The 15,879-nt window shown below is 65.6% G+C and carries 13 protein-coding genes, 3 pseudogenes and 2 riboswitches; of the genes and pseudogenes, 6 read left to right on the forward strand and 10 right to left on the reverse strand.

All coding sequences use genetic code 11. The features are described from left to right. Nucleotides 1-70: 70 nt before the first annotated feature. Both AC07ZS_RS20645 and AC07ZS_RS20650 read left to right on the forward strand, forming a co-directional pair. Complete coding sequence (locus AC07ZS_RS20645) at nt 71-574, forward strand: GAF domain-containing protein (protein ID WP_494800402.1); 504 nt, start codon at nt 71-73, stop codon at nt 572-574. After that, a complete protein-coding gene (locus AC07ZS_RS20650; RefSeq protein ID WP_494800403.1) occupies nt 571-981 on the forward strand; it encodes a hypothetical protein in 411 nt (136 codons plus the stop codon). The genes AC07ZS_RS20645 and AC07ZS_RS20650 overlap by 4 nt, the downstream gene beginning before the upstream one ends. 565 nt (nt 982-1,546) lie before the next feature. Here the strand turns inward: AC07ZS_RS20650 and AC07ZS_RS20655 are convergent. The 4 genes and pseudogenes from AC07ZS_RS20655 to AC07ZS_RS20670 form a co-directional block, all read right to left on the reverse strand. After that, a pseudogene (locus AC07ZS_RS20655) lies at nt 1,547-1,687 on the reverse strand (electron transfer flavoprotein subunit alpha/FixB family protein); the annotation flags it as partial. Between the two features lie 206 nt (nt 1,688-1,893). Next, nucleotides 1,894-3,240: a D-amino acid dehydrogenase gene (locus tag AC07ZS_RS20660; RefSeq protein ID WP_494800404.1), complete on the reverse strand. Its 1,347-nt coding sequence runs from the start codon at nt 3,238-3,240 to the stop codon at nt 1,894-1,896. After that, a riboswitch (glycine riboswitch) is annotated at nt 3,207-3,308 on the reverse strand. (Overlaps the previous gene by 34 nt.) Next, nucleotides 3,309-3,403: riboswitch (glycine riboswitch) on the reverse strand. 7 nt (nt 3,404-3,410) lie between these two features. After that, nucleotides 3,411-4,403, reverse strand: a complete 993-nt coding sequence (locus tag AC07ZS_RS20665; RefSeq protein WP_494800405.1) for a Bug family tripartite tricarboxylate transporter substrate binding protein — start codon at nt 4,401-4,403, stop codon at nt 3,411-3,413. A gap of 18 nt (nt 4,404-4,421) precedes the next feature. Further along, the gene (locus AC07ZS_RS20670; RefSeq protein WP_494800406.1) at nt 4,422-5,639 is read right to left on the reverse strand and encodes a M20 aminoacylase family protein; all 1,218 of its coding nucleotides are present in this window, start codon (nt 5,637-5,639) and stop codon (nt 4,422-4,424) included. Nucleotides 5,640-5,710: 71 nt separating this feature from the next. Here AC07ZS_RS20670 and AC07ZS_RS20675 point away from each other — a divergent pair, with 71 nt between their 5' ends. Further along, on the forward strand, nt 5,711-6,634 hold the full coding sequence (locus AC07ZS_RS20675; RefSeq protein ID WP_494800407.1) for a LysR family transcriptional regulator: 924 nt from the start codon (nt 5,711-5,713) through the stop codon (nt 6,632-6,634). Nucleotides 6,635-6,937: 303 nt separating this feature from the next. Here the strand turns inward: AC07ZS_RS20675 and AC07ZS_RS20680 are convergent. From AC07ZS_RS20680 to AC07ZS_RS20690, 3 genes and pseudogenes are all read right to left on the reverse strand, one after another. Continuing rightward, nucleotides 6,938-7,417, reverse strand: a pseudogene (locus AC07ZS_RS20680) (IS3 family transposase); the annotation flags it as partial. Between the two features lie 74 nt (nt 7,418-7,491). Further along, nucleotides 7,492-7,647, reverse strand: a pseudogene (locus AC07ZS_RS20685) (IS21 family transposase); the annotation flags it as partial. A 226-nt stretch (nt 7,648-7,873) separates the two neighbouring features. Continuing rightward, a complete protein-coding gene (locus tag AC07ZS_RS20690; RefSeq protein WP_494800408.1) occupies nt 7,874-8,767 on the reverse strand; it encodes a LysR family transcriptional regulator in 894 nt (297 codons plus the stop codon). Nucleotides 8,768-8,867: 100 nt separating this feature from the next. Between AC07ZS_RS20690 and AC07ZS_RS20695 the strand changes: the two genes are divergently transcribed. The 3 genes from AC07ZS_RS20695 to AC07ZS_RS20705 are packed head-to-tail and all read left to right on the forward strand — an operon-like array spanning nt 8,868 to nt 12,770. Further along, nucleotides 8,868-10,616 carry an acyl-CoA dehydrogenase family protein gene (locus AC07ZS_RS20695; RefSeq protein WP_494800409.1) on the forward strand — a complete coding sequence of 583 codons (1,749 nt, stop codon included), beginning with the start codon at nt 8,868-8,870 and terminating at the stop codon, nt 10,614-10,616. 53 nt (nt 10,617-10,669) lie between these two features. Beyond that, nucleotides 10,670-11,653: a Bug family tripartite tricarboxylate transporter substrate binding protein gene (locus tag AC07ZS_RS20700; protein WP_494800410.1), complete on the forward strand. Its 984-nt coding sequence runs from the start codon at nt 10,670-10,672 to the stop codon at nt 11,651-11,653. 16 nt (nt 11,654-11,669) lie between these two features. Then, nucleotides 11,670-12,770, forward strand: coding sequence for a CaiB/BaiF CoA transferase family protein (locus AC07ZS_RS20705; RefSeq protein WP_494800411.1), 1,101 nt, complete (start codon nt 11,670-11,672; stop codon nt 12,768-12,770). 134 nt (nt 12,771-12,904) lie between these two features. Here AC07ZS_RS20705 and AC07ZS_RS20710 read toward each other — a convergent pair whose 3' ends face one another. The 3 genes from AC07ZS_RS20710 to AC07ZS_RS20720 all read right to left on the reverse strand — a co-directional run bounded on the left by AC07ZS_RS20710 (nt 12,905) and on the right by AC07ZS_RS20720 (nt 15,821). Then, nucleotides 12,905-13,222: an HU family DNA-binding protein gene (locus AC07ZS_RS20710; RefSeq protein WP_494800412.1), complete on the reverse strand. Its 318-nt coding sequence runs from the start codon at nt 13,220-13,222 to the stop codon at nt 12,905-12,907. Then, a complete protein-coding gene (locus AC07ZS_RS20715) occupies nt 13,186-13,572 on the reverse strand; it encodes a diacylglycerol kinase (RefSeq protein ID WP_494800413.1) in 387 nt (128 codons plus the stop codon). The genes AC07ZS_RS20710 and AC07ZS_RS20715 overlap by 37 nt, the downstream gene beginning before the upstream one ends. Before the next feature lie 497 nt (nt 13,573-14,069). Beyond that, nucleotides 14,070-15,821, reverse strand: a complete 1,752-nt coding sequence (locus tag AC07ZS_RS20720) for a phosphoethanolamine transferase (RefSeq protein WP_494800414.1) — start codon at nt 15,819-15,821, stop codon at nt 14,070-14,072. Nucleotides 15,822-15,879: the final 58 nt, after the last annotated feature.

The raw sequence follows: 15,879 nt of genomic DNA on the forward strand, positions 1-15,879 counted from the left end.
GCGTTCCGATGAAGCGCAACGTTGAATGAATCCGTGACGCCATAAACCGATTCGCTTGTCTGAATCTTGCATGATCAAGCCACCTTTGCCACACAACGAAGCCAAGCGCCTGAAGGCGCTGCGCGACTTGGTGATCCTGGACACACCGCCCGAGGAGCGTTTTGACCGCATCTCAGCCTTCGCGGCTAAAGAGTTCAACGTGCCCATCGCGCAGGTCTCGCTGGTTGACCAGGATCGACAGTGGTGCAAATCGTCCTTTGGCATGGATGACGTGCAGGAAACGCCGCGCGACATCTCCTTCTGCGGCCACGCGGTGGCGATGGCGAAGACCTTGATCGTGCCCGACGCGCTGGCCGATCCGCGCTTTGCCGACAACCCCATGGTGGTGGGTCAACCCTATGTGCGCTTCTACGCCGGGGCGCTGCTGCGCCTGCCTTACGGGCAGGTGGTGGGCACCCTGTGCATCATGGACCGGCGCCCGCGCGAGTTCGACAAGCTGGACGAGGCCATCCTCAACGGCCTGCGCGACCTGGTGGTGGAGGAGCTGTTCCGGCGCGAGGAGGCGGTGTCGTGAGCGCCGCTGCGGACCGGCCGCAGGTGCTGCTGATCGAACCCGATGGTTTGGTGCGTGGCACGGTGGCCTCGGTGTGCCGTGAGCTACAACTGGTTCGGCTGCAGCAGGCGACCAGCATCGCCCAGGGAGAAAAATGGATGCAGAGCAACGCGGAGCACGGCCTGCTGCTTTCGCTAGCCGAGCGCGACGCAGCACTGGCGTTGCTCACGCGCTTGCGTGCGGGCGACTTTAAGTGCGAGGCCAATATCCCGGTTGCGGTGATGGTGCACGCTGCTGACGCGGGACTCGTGGCGACGCTGAAAGAACTCGATGTGCGTCGACTGTTGTTGCAACCATTTCGTTTACGCGATGTAGTGCACACGGTTGAGCAACTCTGGTCCGCAGCAGTGGCGCTACCCGCTGGCTGAATTCTCGATCACCAACGACTCCAAGTTCTCCGCGGCCAATCCACATCGGAACGGTCGGCGAGGCCGCGCACTTCTAGCGCCAGTACCAGATGCAGCAGTGGCACAAAAGCGATATTCGAGTGCCATCGCAACGCGCTGGACGATCCGGCTCATGAGCGCCCAGAAAGCGAGGGAAAACACGCATCTATGGAAGTACGCGATGGAAACGTCCGTCGATAAAATGGCGGGCCGACAAACTATGTTTGTTCGGTGTGACAGTGATTTTTTTGGTTACTTCACGTCTGATGTTGGAATGACGCATTCCTCCTCGGTGCAAATGTTCCTTCATCGCGGAACTTGACGTGATTCAAGGGGTGGGCTACCAAGGCCCACCCTTTTTTTTGAATGCCAAACGCAATCTTCGGATGCTTTGTCGCCTCGTTGCGCTGGAATCCCTCGTTGCATTGCTCGGCGGGGCATCAGCGCCACGCGAGCGGCGGATGTGCCGCGCGCAGTATCAGTCTATGGTTCTCCCGTGCGAGTCGTGCTTATTTTGGCGATTGCCAGCTCGCCGCCGCCGCAATGAGCCTGGTGCAGCCCGAGCCGGTATGTGGCTGCAGTTCGATGCGATGGAGAGCACCTGCGCGGCCACGTCCTCAGCCAGGCCGTGCTCGAGGTGGCTCACCTTGGACACGCCCGCGATCTGCGCGGCAGCTTGGGCCACGGCCTGCCCCCGATAGAAAGGAAGTCCCATGAGCCACGCTGACAAGAACAGTGTCTCAGATTCGACAACCAGTGCAAAAGCACCCGCAGCGAGTGATCGCAACTCGTTGACGATCGGCGCCGAAGGCGCCGATCGTGCTGCACGACGGAAAGCGTGGGAGAGTCGGCTGTCCTGAACCAAGCAGCCCGACGCACGAATGGAGGCGCAGTTCAGACCATGTTGCTCACCTGCACTGCGCGCGGGACGCGACGCATGTCCCACCGTGCCACGTGCTCACCCAGTTGATGCGCGGTGATGGCCGACAGCGTCCAGCCCAGGTGGCCGTGACCGGTGTTGTAGAACACGTTGGCGTGCCTGCCCGCACCCACGCGCGGCATCATGTCGGGCAGCATGGGCCGCAGGCCCGCCCAGGGTTCCACCCGGCGCGTGCTGACGCCAGGGAAACATTGGTTCACCCAGTCCACCAGCGGCCGGATGCGGTCGGCGCGAATGTCGAGGTTGTAGCCGTTGAACTCGGCCGTGCCCGCCACGCGGAAGCGGTCCAACCCCAGTCGGCTCGTGACGAGCTTGGTCTCGTCGTCGAGCAGGCTCACCTGGGGCGCGGCGGCCTGGCTTTGTTCGTCATTCAGCATGACGGTGATGGAGTAGCCCTTGACCGGGTACACATTGAGCCGGTCGCCGAGTTGGGCGCCGAGGGCGCGGCTGCGCACGCCCGCGCAGATCACCACCCCGTCAGCATCGACCTCCTCCCCGTTGGCCAGCATAACGCGCGCCCTGTCGCCGGTGCTCCACACGCGCGACACGGCCTGGGCGGTCATCAGTCTCACGCCCCGGCGTGCGCAGGCCAGGCCCAGGCCGTGGGTGAACTTGTGGATGTCGCCGGTGCTGTCGCTCTCGGTGTACCAGCCACCGAAGTACTCACCCTGGAGCGTGGGTTCAATGGCGCGCATTTCGTCGGGTGTGACGGCGCGGCGCGACAGGCCGCCTTGGGCCAGCAGCCTGGACACTTCGCCTGCGTGCTCGAAGCCGGCGCGGTCCCGGTAGATGTGCAGGATGCCGCGCTGCTTGTGATCGAAATCGATGCCCTCGTGTTCAGCCCAGCCAAACAGCTGCTCACGTGCGGCAATGGCCAGGCGCGTGGTGGCCACGGTGTTGTTGCGGTACTTGGGAATGGAGGCCACAAACTCGGCGAACCAGCTGAGCTTGTGCCAGCTGGGCCTGGGGTTCACCAGCAAGGGCGCGTCGGCCTTGAACATCCACTTCAGACCCTTCACCAGGGTGGAAGGATGGGTCCACACCTCGGCGTTGGACGCAGAGAGTTGCCCGCCGTTGGCATGGCTGGTCTCCATGCCCGCATAGCGGTGCTTTTCGATGAGGGTGACTTGATGACCCTGACGGGCCAGGGCGTAGGCGCTGGTGACGCCCGTGATACCGCCGCCGATGACGATGAGGTGTGCCATGTGAATCTCGCGTTCAAAGCCGTCAGACAGAGAAAGCATGGCCCGCACACCGTGTGCGGACCATGACCCCCTCTGTTTGAGACCTGAGAGATTCACCAGCGTGGGCCGGCTTGCTCCTGCGGTGGGCCGGGGGACGAATCCCGGCCACTCTTCAGAGTGCGATGCGTTGTCGACCGGTCCTTTTGCCTGAGAGTTTCCGGGGCGGTTGCTCCTTCGGCGCCGGCCTGCCATGCAAGCCAGTCTCTCCCGATCGACAGGGGTGAAGCTTACTGCGCTTGCAGCTGAATGGACTTGGCAATCGCGCGGAACTGGCTGATGCCGTCGGCATAGGCCTTGTCCACCGCCGCCAGCGGCAGGGGTTTGGCCAGCAGCTGGCTGTTGGCTTCCAGCGCCTGGTGCACGCCCGGGTCACCCAGCGTTTCGGTGATGGCCTTGTGCAGCGCGACCACCACCTGCTCCGGGGTGTCCTTCTTCACGAAGTAGCCGGTCCAGATGTTGAAGGTGAAGTCCTTGAGTTGCTTGCTCTCGCTGATGGCCGGGTAGTTCTTCACGCTCTCCAGCCGTTCGCTGTTGAGCATGGCCAGCACCTTGACGCGGCCCTGCTTGTGCATCTCGTCGTACTTCTTGCCATAGGGCGCCAGGAAAAAATCGACCTGGCTGGCCATCAGGTCCTGCTCGGCCGGCGCCGAACCCTTGTAGGGCACATGGGTCATCGGAATGCCGGTGACCTTGGACAGGTGCTCGCCGAGCAGGTGGTAGAAGGAACCTGGGCCCACACTCGCGTACGTCAGGGGGCGGCCCTGCTGCGCCGACTTGCGCGCATGCTCCAGGAACTCGTCCACGTTGCTGGCGGGAATGTCCTTGCGGGCCAGGAAGGCAATCTGCGCGGTGGCGATCATCTGCACCAGGCGAAAGTCTTCGCTCTTGAACTTGATGGACGCGATGGCCAGGGGCGCCAGGATCAGTTCGTTCGGCGAACCCTGGAACAGCTGGTAGCCGTCGCTCGCGCTGTTGAGCACTTTCTGCGCGGCGATCGAGCCGCTCGCACCGCCCAGGTTCTCGATCACCACCGGTTGGCCCAGCTGCTTGCCCAGCGTGTTGTTGACGGAGCGCGCGATGACGTCCGACAGGCCGCCGGCCGGGTACGGCACCAGCATGGTCACCGGCCGGGCGGGGTAGCTCTGGGCCTGCGCCACGCCCGAAAGGCTGGCCAGGGCGATGGCGACACCGGCCATCAAAGTCTTGTAGCGGCTGATCATGGGGAATCTCCAGTGGGGTCAGAGGTGGGGGGAGGGGACGGAAAGCAGGTCTTGCACGAGCGCTGTCCAGTAGGCGGCGCCGGTGCCGATGTTGTCGTCGTTGAAGTCGTAAGCCGGGTTGTGCACCATGCACGCACCGGGCTCCTGACCCACGCCGTTGCCGATGAACAGGTAGCTGCCCGGCACGCGTTCGAGCATGAAGGCAAAGTCTTCGCTGCCCGTCAGCATGGCGCCCTGGGCCACCACCTGTGCGGGCGGAAAATGCGCCTGCGCAACCGCCAGGGCGCGGGCGGTCTGCGCCGCGTCGTTGACGAGCACGGCGTAGCCGGGGCGCCAGTCCAGCTCGGCGCGCACGCCGTAGCTCTCGGCCTGCAGGCGCACCAGTTCGCGAATGCGCTGCTCCATGTCGCGGCGCACCTGCGGGCTCAGCGCGCGCACGCTCAGCTCCAGCCGGGCCGAGGCCGGAATCACGTTGTTGGCATTGCCCGCGTGCAACGCGCCCACGGTGACCACGGCGGGTTCCATGGGGTCGACGTTGCGGGAGACAACGGTTTGCAGCGCCATGACGATCGACGCCGCAGCCACCAGCGGGTCGACCGCACGGTGCGGCATGGCACCGTGGCCGCCGACGCCGTGCAGGGTGATGGTGGCGTAGTCCGACGAGGCCATGGTCGGCCCGCTGCGGAACACCAGTTGGCCCTGCGCGTAGCCGGGCATGTTGTGCATGGCGAAGATGGCGTCGCACGGAAAGCGTTCGAACAGACCGTCTTCCATCATCTTCAGGGCGCCGCCGCCGCCTTCTTCGGCCGGCTGAAAGATCAGGTTCAGCGTACCGTCGAAGCGGCCGCACTCGGCCAGGTGGCGCGCGGCCGCCAGCAGCATGGCCGTGTGGCCGTCGTGGCCACAGGCGTGCATCACGCCCTGGTGGCAACTGGTCCAGTCGGCGCCGGTCGCCTCTTCAACGGGCAGGGCGTCCATGTCGGCGCGCAAGCCAATGGTGCGGGTGGAGTTACCCCGGCGCAGTTGCCCCACCACACCCGTGCCGCCCAGCCCTGTGCTGACCGCGTAGCCCCATGACGCCAGCTTCTGCGCCACCAGGGCGCTGGTGCGGTGCTCGTCGAAAGCCAGTTCCGGGTGCTGGTGAATGTCGCGCCGCAACGCGACGAATTCCTGCACCAGCTGATCACTGAGACGTTCCACAGTCGAACTCCAGAGAATTGATGAACTTTGCTGCATGTTAGAAAGGGGGTGCTTTAAAGTCCAATGCATTGATGTGCATCGATCCATGACTTTCACTGGGGGTTTAGATGACACTGGTACAACTGCGTCATTTCGTGGTCCTCGCGGACCTGGGCTCCTTCGTGCAGGCGTCCGCCGCCCTGTTCCTCACGCAGCCGGCGCTCACGCGGAGCATCCAAGGGCTGGAGATCGAACTCGGCGGGGCGTTGTTTGACCGCCTGGGCCGGCGCATCGCCCTCACGCCTTTCGGACGCGAAGTGCTCAACCGCGCGCGCCAACTCGTCAGCGACGCCGAGACTCTTCGGCACGCGGGCAAGGCCCTGCACGCGGGACTGATCGGCAAGCTTCGCGTGGGCTTGAGCTCGGCGCCGGGCGCACTGCTGAGCACGCCGCTCATGCTGCACATGGCCGAACACCACCCCCGGTTGCAAGTCGAGATCTCTCGCGGCAACACTGCCGTGTTGATTCATGCGTTGCGCGAACAGCATCTGGATGCGGCGATCGTCGACATCCGCGATATGCGGCCCTCGGCCGACCTGCAAGTGGACCTCGCCTTTGAACTCGGGGCCGGCTTTCTGGCGCGCAAAGACCACCCATTGGCCCGGCGCGGTGGTCCCATCAGCTTGGCGGACGTCATGGCCTATCCGGTGGCCTCCACCCCGCTGAGCGACGAGGTGGCACGCATCCTGATCGCGCGCTACGGCCCCCAGGCCAACCCGGACGACATGGTGACGCTGCGTTGCGACGAGACCATGAGCATGGTGGACGTGGCGCTGCGCAGCGACACCATCTTGTTGACGATCTGTGCCGTGGCGCCAGACCTGATTTCACTCGATGTGTCGCCCGGCCTCGATGCCACCGGGCGCTTCGGACTCGTCGTCTCGGCACAGCGCCAGGAAGCGCCCGCGTTGCGAATCGTGCGCGCGCAACTACCGACCTGGCTCGGCGGCGCGGCCACAACGAGGGCCGTACGGGACGCCGCCGGGGCCTGATGGTCATTCAGCGCGCCAGTTATGGCCGCTCGCGTCGACCGGTCTCCTACCACTTCATGCAGGCGGCATGGGGTGGCGCGTCACGATTCATTTTGCATCGTCGATGGATCAGACTCCTATCCGTGGGTTGGTTGCCACTGTGCATCGATCCGTCATGGGAGCTACCTCGCTTTAGTAGGCTCAAGCCGGTGCCCGTGATCACCTCACCGGCGGCCGGGCGGAACCTGAGGACTGCGGCCGCTCTTGTTGTCACCGACCTAAGCATTTTGATGCTTCGGGGATGCGGCTAAAAACTTGGACTGTTTATGCCATGAGCCCCAAGCTTCGTCGGTAGTCAAGAGGGCTGCGCGCGCCCAAGGACATCTTGATCCGCTTCTCGTTGTACCAGCGGATGTAAGAGTCCAAGGCCTGGGTGAACTGCTCAACGGTCGTTGATTGCCAGTTGCCAGGATAGAACCATTCGGTCTTCAATCGACCGAAGAAGCCCTCGCAGGCCGCATTGTCGGGCGAACAGCCTTTGCGGGACATCGAACGCGTCAGCTCGGCAGCCGCGATACGTGCCAGCCATCCCGGCCATCGATAGTGGGCACCGCGATCCGAATGCACAACAGGCCGGTTGCTGCTGATGTCAATCGTCTCGATAGCGGCATCCAGCATCGTGTTCACGAGCTGCGCGTCCGGGCGCATGCCGATCGTCCAACTGACCACCTTGCCATCGAAGCAGTCGATCACAGGCGACAGATACACCTTGCCTGCCGGAATGTGGAACTCCGAGATGTCGGTGAACCGCTCGACGTAATCGAACACGTCAGCCCTGGCCGGCTCACGGCGTCGGTAAACCTTGCGAGCCGCACGGTCGTGCGCCGCTGCTTGCGCGAGCTCCCAGCCTCGGTCTTGAGCCAGCTGGAAGGATTCGCCCCAAACGGATCGAGCTTGCGTGGGCTGCTCCGCTTGGCGAAACGCGGCTCGGCCGCGTCTGCGCGCAACTGCTTTTGGATGGTGTTGCTAGACAACATGATTTGCGGATAGGTTTTCAGTCGATTTTTGGAGTCACTTTGGCGCCCTGCGGCACACCGCACGCAACAGCCAAACCGCCAAACCGGCAATAGGCCACGGCAACGGTGCGTTCAATGACTGCGCCAGCCTCGCGCGTGCCAGTTTTCCGCTCATAGGGGATAGCGCTTTGTATTGAAATCGGCCAACCGCCAAAATCAGCACGGCTCGCACGGCAACCCTTGACTACGGGAGGGCAACCAGGGGCGGGGGCTGGCGGAAGAACGCCATCATCTTCGGCAGCTCGGTCGGCATCTTCCTGTCGTTCCAGGCCATGTAGACATCGGAACGGATGGGCGATTCGGGCAGCGGCGTGAACTGCACGGCGGACACGCCGCCGTGCATCATGGCCTGTGGCACCAGGGCGTAGCCGGTGCCCTTGGAGACAAGCGCCACCACGCTCAACCAATGCCGCACCTCGTGCCGCACGGCGGGGTCGAGCCCCAGTTGGGCACACAGGGTGAGCACACGTTCGTAGTAGTCCGGTGACGCGCCGCGCGAGAACAGGACCAACGGCTCACCTGCCACCTGCGCCACGGTCCGTGGCCGCCGCCGGGCACCGGCCCGGTGCGGCGTGCACAGCACGAAGGGTTCGGACATATAGAGCGCCGTGGACAAGTTGGACGGCACGTTGGGCGTGTGCACGAAGCCGAGGTCGATCTGGCCACGCCCCAGGGCATCGATCTGCTCGGCGGAGTTCAGCTCGACCAGCTCCGCGCGGACCTGGGGGTGCGACGCCTGGAAGCGGTCCAGGCTTTCCGGCAGTCCGCGAAACAGCATGGATCCCACGAAGCCGATGCGCACGCGCGTGGTCACGCCGGCCGCCACGTCGCGCGCCTTGCGCGCGGCCTGATCGGCTTCCGCCAGCACCAGTTGCGCGGATTGCCTGAAGGACACGCCAGCGGGCGTGAGCTTCACGCTGCGACTGTCACGCTCGAGCAGTTGCACGCCCAGGTTGGTCTCGAGTTGCTTGATGTTGAAGCTCAGGGGCGGCTGCGAGATGTGCAGGCGCTTGGCCGCGCGGCCGAAGTGCAGTTCGTCCGCCAGGACGACGAAATAGCGAAGATGACGCAGTTCCATACCGATACAGAGATTAGATCGATTCAGCGGAAATCAATATTGGACATTCTGTATGCCAATTCGAACAATGCAAGTCCCAACGACACCCAGGAGACAAGCCATGAACGTTCGATTGCCGCCCGGGCTGACGCAGACACCGCCAGCGCACCCGATTCCCGACCGCGCGGGCATCAACGCCTACCTGGAAGACCACGAGCTGCAGTCCCTGCTGGCGCTGTACCTGGCACCCGACCTGCTGGCCCACCTGCAGCCGCACCTGCGCGAACTGGGACGCCGCGTGGGCGGCGAACTTGACCGACTGGCCCACGAGGCCGACCGCCACCCACCCTCGTTGCAACAACGTACCAGGGCTGGCCACGACGATCAGCGCGTCCTCAAACACCCCGCCTACGAGGCCCTGGAACAGGTAGCGTTCGGCGACTACGGGCTCGCGGCCATGTCGCACCGTGGTGGCGTGCTGGGCTGGCCGCAGGCCATGCCGGCGGCGGCCAAGTACGCGCTGACGTACTTGCTCGTGCAGGCCGAGTTCGGGCTCTGCTGCCCGCTGTCAATGACCGACTCGCTCACCCGCACGCTGCGCAAGTTCGGCAGCCCCGCGCTGGTGGAGCGCTACCTCGGCAACCTCACCACGCAGGATCTCGACGCCCTGACGCAGGGCGCGATGTTCATGACCGAACAGGGCGCAGGCTCGGACGTGGCCGCGACGGCGACCCTGGCCGTGCCGGACCCGGACGAGCCCGGCAGTGCGTGGCGCCTGCATGGCGAGAAGTGGTTCTGCTCCAACCCCGACGCCGGCCTGGGCATGATCCTCGCCCGGGTCGAAGGCGCGCCGGCCGGCATGAAGGGCGTCTCGCTGTTCCTCGTGCCCCGGGTGCTGCCCGACGGCAGCCGCAACGCCTACCGCATCGTGCGCCTCAAGGACAAGCTGGGCACGCGCTCCATGGCCAGTGGCGAGATCCGCTTCGAAGGGGCCAAGGCGTGGCTGGTGGGCGAGCCCGGGCGCGGCTTCGCGCAGATGGCCGACATGGTGAACAACTCACGCCTGTCCAACGGCATGCGCTCGGCGGGCATGATGCGCCGTGCACTGGCCGAGGCCCTGTACATCAGCCGCCACCGCCAGGCCTTTGGCAAGCGCCTCATCGAGATGCCCCTGATGCAGCGGCAGTTGGCCAAGATCATGCTGCGCACCGAGCAGGCCCGCACGATGATGTTCCAGACCGCCGAGGCCCTGCGCCGCGCGGACGCGCAGGAGGAAGGCGCCTACGCGCTGGCCAGGCTGCTCACGCCGCTGATCAAGTTCCGGGCCTGCCGGGACGCGCGGGTCGTCACCGGCGACGCGATGGAAGTGCGCGGCGGATGCGGTTACATCGAGGAATGGGGTGACGCGCGCTTCGTGCGCGACGCGCACCTGGGGTCGATCTGGGAAGGCACCAGCAACATCGTGGCGCTGGACGTGATCCGTGCCATCCGGCGCGAAGGGTCGCTGCCGGTCTGGCGCGCGCACATGCAAAGCCTGCTGGCCGAATCCCGATGGCACCCGCAAGCCCGCGCGCAACTCGATCCGCTGCTGGACCGGGTGGAAGCCCTCGCGACCCGCGCCACCGAGGACGGCCACGACGCGCTGGCACGCCAGGCGGCAAGCGCGCTGTACCGCCTGACCGCCGCCATCGCCATGGGCTGGGAAGCCAGCCGCACCCGTTCTCTGCGCCGCATGCTGCTCGCCCAGCTCACCCTGCGCCACCAGTTGCTGCCCGCCGACCCGCTCGGCGCGCCGCACGAGCCAGAGCTCTCGCCCCTGTTCGCCGAAGGATTGCCCGAGGGTGATGTGGCGCAACTCAACGCCCTGTAACCGATTTTCCCCACCAGCCCAACAAACACCAGACCAACACTTAGGAGACCACCATGCACACCTTGTCCCGCCGCAGTTTCGCCTTCTATGCCGGTTGCGCCGCGCTGGGCCTCGCCCATGCCCAGACGCCCTTTCCCGGCAAGCCCGTCACGCTGGTGGTGCCCTACGCGCCGGGCGGCCCCACCGACGCCATGGCACGTACCCTGGCCACCGCGCTGCGCCCGGCGCTGGGCACGACGCAGCCGGTGATCGTGGAGAACAAGGCGGGCGCGGGCGCCAACATCGGCGCGGAGTTCGTCGCGCGGGCAGAACCCGATGGCCACACCATTCTGTTCGGCACCTCGGCGCCGCTGGCCATCAACGTGAGCCTGTACTCGAAGATCGGCTACGACCCGGTGCGCAGCTTTGCGCCGGTGATCCACCTGGGTTACCTGCCCAACGTGCTGGTGGTGCATCCCTCGGTGCCCGCGAAGAACGTGCAGGAACTGATCGCCCATGCCAAGGCGCAGGGCAACAAGCTCAGCTACGCGTCCTCCGGCAGCGGGGCCTCGTCCCACTTGGCGGGCGTGCTCTTCAACCAGCGCGCCGGAACAGACATCCAGCACATCCCCTACAAGGGCACGGGGCCGGCGCTCAACGACCTGCTTGGCGGGCAGGTGGCGATGGCGTTCACCGACGTGCTCACCGCGCTGCCGCACATCAAGGCGGGCAAACTGCGCGCGCTCGGCTTGACCACCGCGGCCCGCTCGCGAAGCCTGCCGGACGTGCCGACCGTGATGGAACAGGGCGTGCCGAACTACGACGTGAGCGTGTTCTTCGGCATCGTCGCGCCGGCAGGCACCCCGGATGAGGTCGTGCAGCGCTTGAACGCGGCCTTCGTCAGCGTGCTGAAGCAACCGGACGTGCACCAACGGTTGCAGGAGCAAGGCCTCGAAATCACCACCGATCAGCGCCCCGCGCAACTGGCCACCTTCATCCAGTCCGAGGTGAACAAGTGGCGCGACGTGGTCAAGGCCTCCGGCGCCCGTGCCGACTGAAGCCAGGCAGACCACCATGCCAATCCCCCTCTCCACGGGCGCCCTGCACGGCATCCGCGTGATCGACCTCTCGCGCGTGCTCGGCGGCCCCTACTGCGGGCAGATCCTCGGGGACCATGGCGCGGACGTGCTCAAGGTCGAACCGCCCCAAGGCGACGAAACCCGGACCTGGGGCCCGCCCTTCGAACCGGACGGCGTGGCGTCCTACTACAAGGGCCTGAACCGCAACAAGCGCGGCGTGCGGATCGATCTCGCCAGCGACAGCGGCCGCGAACAGCTGCTGACCCTGCTCGAAGGCGCCGACGTGCTGCTCGAGAACTTCAAGACCGGCACCCTGGAGCGCTGGGGCATCGGCTACGGGACGCTCTCGCAGCGATTCCCCCGGCTGGTGCACTGCCGCGTGAGCGGCTACGGCGCGGACGGCCCCCTGGGCGGCCTGCCCGGCTACGACGCGGCCATCCAGGCGCTCACCGGCATCATGAGCGTCAACGGTGAAACGGGCGGTGACGCCCTGCGCGTGGGCATCCCGGTGGTCGACATGGTCACCGGCCTGAACGCCGCGATCGGTGTGTTGCTGGCCCTCCACGAACGCGAGCGCAGCGGCCTGGGCCAGTTCGTGGAAACCGCGCTGTTCGATTGCGGGCTGTCGCTGCTGCACCCGCACGCGGCCAACCTGTTCGGCGGTGGCAGGACCCCGGCGCGCACCGGCAACGCACATCCGAACATCTACCCCTACGACGCCTTCCCAACCCGCAGCATCCCGATCTTCCTCGCGGTCGGCAACGACGGCCAGTTCCGCAAGCTCTGCGAGCAATTGGGCGCACCGGCGCTGGCCTCGCGCCCGGCGTTCGCGAACGCTGGCGCGCGCTCGGAGAACCGGGAAGCGCTGCGCAGCGAACTGGTCACCCTGCTGTCCGGCGTCGATGGCGACGCCTTGGTGGACCGGCTGTCCGAAGCGGGCGTGCCCTGTGCGCCCATCCTGGATGTTGCGCAGGCGCTTTCGCACCCGCACACGCAGCACCGTGGCATGACCGTGCAGGTGGACGGCTACCGTGGCATGGCCTCACCGATCAAGCTCGGCCGCACGCCCGCCACCTATCGACTCGTGCCGCCCTGAACGTGGGGATTCACCTGGACACGCTGAGGACGTTTCTCGCACTACGCGCCTGCTTGAGCACTATGCCGCTCCCTGCGCGGGATCATGCCCCCTTGACCGCCAGCCCTTGAGAGGGGCTGGGCGGCAGGGAGGGATCAAATCGCCGCGTCCTTGAGTTTCTTCTGAGCGCGGGCTTTGATGGGCACGGTTGCGGGCTTGGCCGCGAAGACCTGTTCCCCTTTCGCGAACGGATTGATGCCCTTGGACTTGTGCTTGGAAGGCACCTTCTGCACATCGATCTTGAGCAGGCCGGGCAACGTGAACCCGCCCGCGCCCTTCTTGTTGACCAAGCCGAGAACGGTGGCCTCTAGAGCGGCCCGAACCGCCTTCACAGCCTTGGGTTCGACGCCGGACTGTGCGGCCTGGTGGTCGTTGACTACTTTGCCATCCAACGCCAGATCGCGCTTGCCCACACGCCACCGCACAACCACAAGCTGAGCAACACCGCGGCGCTGCCGATGTCTTTGGCGCGCTTGGAAAGGGGGTGGCACTCGGTGCCGATTCGATCTATCGCAACCTCCACGCAGGTGTTGAGCATCTCAACCACCAGCACCAAGACACACAATGCGATCAGCATCACGCACTCCACCCAGTTTTGGCCGATCCACCAAGCCGACGGGATCAACAGGCACGCCAAGGCGAGTTCCTGTCTGAATGCAGCCTCGTTCCACACGGCGACCAACCCTGCCCATGAGTTGAGCAAGGCGTGCCAGACTCGAGAGAGTCCTTGGCGTTTTTCAATCCAAGCCGTTGACTGCTCCATTCCCAGACCTCATTGATGAACAAAGCGCCGATGCTGAAGAGGAAACCTTAGCGGGATCTTAACGATTTGGCTCGCCGCCGCGTTCAGCGGAAATGAGCAGAATGCGCGTCAGTTGGTTGAACAAGGCCACGCCCTGAACTGTGATGGTCTGGACTTTTCCAGCGCGGTCTAACTCTTGGCCAAGGAGGCCTCCGGTTAGGGCAGCTCTCCCACTTTTTACACCAGCGTCGCACAACCAACAGCGGCAGCGGCAGCAGCAGCACCATCAAGTCCGCGCAAAGGTAGTAGTAGTCACTGGGGCCCGACTGCAGCACGGCCCAAGCCGGTGTGTCGACCTCAGTTCCTATACCATTCCGAGCTATGGTCACAGCCCGCATTTGAGCTGCGTACCTGCTCGTTGGCCATCCGTTATGGAAAGCGCCCCATTGAGCTGCATCGCTTTCCCGTGGAAGGCGATAGCGGTCAGATAGATACGTTTTGGGCGAAGATTTACGCCATCAACTCGCCTGCGATTGGTTCATGCCGTGAGACCTAGCCTGCGACGAAGCGCTGCAGGGCGTCAACGCGTCCAGCGCGAGCTGGTGGGCGCGGGTCTGTATGTCCATGAGCCCCAGCACCGAATGGAAGAAGTGGTCGTGCGAGAGGGGGTCGGTGGCGTGCTCGCGCAGGCAGTTCATCGACAAGCCGTTGCGCTGCCGCAGCCCCGGTGAAAACCAGCCCACCATGGGCACATGGGTCTGCTGCTCCGGCGCGAGTGCATAGGGCACGCCGTGCAGATAGAGGCCGTTCTCGCCCAGCGATTCACCGTGGTCGGACACATAGATCAGGCCGGTGTCCTCGCTGCCGCGCTCCGCGCGGGCTTTCAACCATTGCAGGGTCTGGTCGAGGAAATGGTCGGTGTAGGCGATCGAGTTGTCGTACGCGTTGACGAGCTGCTCGTGCGGACAGTCGGACAGCGTGACGCTGGTGCACTCGGGCTGGAAAGGCTTTCGATCGTCGGGTGCCCGGTGCGAATAGGCCGGCCCATGGCTGCCCATCTGGTGCATCACCACCACCACACCGCGCGCGCGGCGTTGCGGGTCGAGCGCGGCGATGCGCTGGTCCAGGCCGTCGAGCATGGCCGCGTCCAGGCACTCACCGCCCCGGCACAGGCCGGGCACCGGCTGGTCGCGCGCATACACATGGGGCACGCGGTCGCACACGCCTTTGCAGCCCGCCTGGTTGTCGATCCACAGCACGGCCAGGCCGGCGCGCTGCAGCACATCGAGAAGGTTCTCGTGTTCGGGGGGTTTGTTTCCCCCTTGCGCGCGCGTGAGCGGCGAGAAGATGCAGGGAAGGGACACCAGCGTGTTGGTGCCGCACGAGCTCACGTCGCTGAAGTTCACCAGGTCACCTTGCGCCTGCCAGCGCGCCAGCGCCGGCGTGGTGTGGCGCGCGTAGCCATTGAGGCCGAAGTTCTGTGCGCGCGCGGTTTCGCCGATCACCAGCACGAGCAGCGGTGGCCGCGCCTGCTGCGCGTAGCTCGCGCCCAGGGTGGCGTCTTCGCCCACCGGTTGCAGCGGGCGCACCTGGCGCGGCAGCTGGTCCACGGCCAGCCGGGCACCGGCATACACGGTGTTGAGCGGATTGGCCATGTAGCGCAGGTCCTTGTGGTTGCGCATGAGCGAGGCCAGCCCCTGGTAGCTCAGCAGCGCGGCCAGCACCAGCAGCGCGAACGCGACCAGCGCGTGGACACCGTTGAGCCCGACCTGCGACCACGTGCGGCGCAGCGCCAAGGGCCTGCGCCACAGCAACCACAGGGGCGGGCCGGCCACCAGCAGCACCGTGCCGGGCAAAGTCCACGACAGCAGGTCGCGCACCTCGCGCGCATCGGTGTGCAGCACGTTGGCCAGCATGGTCGGGTCGATCACCACGCCGTACTGCCACATGAAGTGCGTGTTGAACGCGGCCACCAGCAGCAGCGCGCTGGCCACCGGCCGGAACACGCGCGGCCAGGCCAGCAGCGAGAGCAACACCGCGATGGCGCCGGCGAGCAGTGCGCCCATGCCCAGGATCAACCACAGCCGCTGCGCGGGTGAACCGCCCAGCGCGTCGATGCGCTGCCACAGCGGCAGGTTGCCCACGCTGGCCAGCCACAGCGCGAGGCCCCACACGGCCGCGCTGGTGCGCGTGGTCGCTGTGGCGGGTGAGGGAGATGAAGAAGAGAAGGAAGAGAGGCGTGAAAACGCGAAAGACAAAGAGAGCTGCATGGCCGGCATCCATAGGCCAGCACACGCCGGCCGACGCACTGTGCGCAGCCGACGTTAA

The sequence above is a fragment of the Hydrogenophaga sp. GW456-12-10-14-TSB4 genome, assembly GCF_059424305.1.

What these genes read in the sequence shown, in the direction of transcription:
- AC07ZS_RS20645 (WP_494800402.1), top strand. Translation starts at nt 71, where the DNA reads ATGATCAAGCCACCTTTGCCACACAACGAAGCCAAGCGCCTGAAGGCG.
- AC07ZS_RS20675 (WP_494800407.1), top strand. Translation starts at nt 5,711, where the DNA reads ATGACACTGGTACAACTGCGTCATTTCGTGGTCCTCGCGGACCTGGGC.
- AC07ZS_RS20670 (WP_494800406.1), bottom strand. Translation starts at nt 5,639, where the DNA reads ATGCAGCAAAGTTCATCAATTCTCTGGAGTTCGACTGTGGAACGTCTC.
- AC07ZS_RS20695 (WP_494800409.1), top strand. Translation starts at nt 8,868, where the DNA reads ATGAACGTTCGATTGCCGCCCGGGCTGACGCAGACACCGCCAGCGCAC.
- AC07ZS_RS20720 (WP_494800414.1), bottom strand. Translation starts at nt 15,821, where the DNA reads ATGCAGCTCTCTTTGTCTTTCGCGTTTTCACGCCTCTCTTCCTTCTCT.
- AC07ZS_RS20700 (WP_494800410.1), top strand. Translation starts at nt 10,670, where the DNA reads ATGCACACCTTGTCCCGCCGCAGTTTCGCCTTCTATGCCGGTTGCGCC.
- AC07ZS_RS20705 (WP_494800411.1), top strand. Translation starts at nt 11,670, where the DNA reads ATGCCAATCCCCCTCTCCACGGGCGCCCTGCACGGCATCCGCGTGATC.
- AC07ZS_RS20690 (WP_494800408.1), bottom strand. Translation starts at nt 8,767, where the DNA reads ATGGAACTGCGTCATCTTCGCTATTTCGTCGTCCTGGCGGACGAACTG.
- AC07ZS_RS20665 (WP_494800405.1), bottom strand. Translation starts at nt 4,403, where the DNA reads ATGATCAGCCGCTACAAGACTTTGATGGCCGGTGTCGCCATCGCCCTG.
- AC07ZS_RS20715 (WP_494800413.1), bottom strand. Translation starts at nt 13,572, where the DNA reads ATGGAGCAGTCAACGGCTTGGATTGAAAAACGCCAAGGACTCTCTCGA.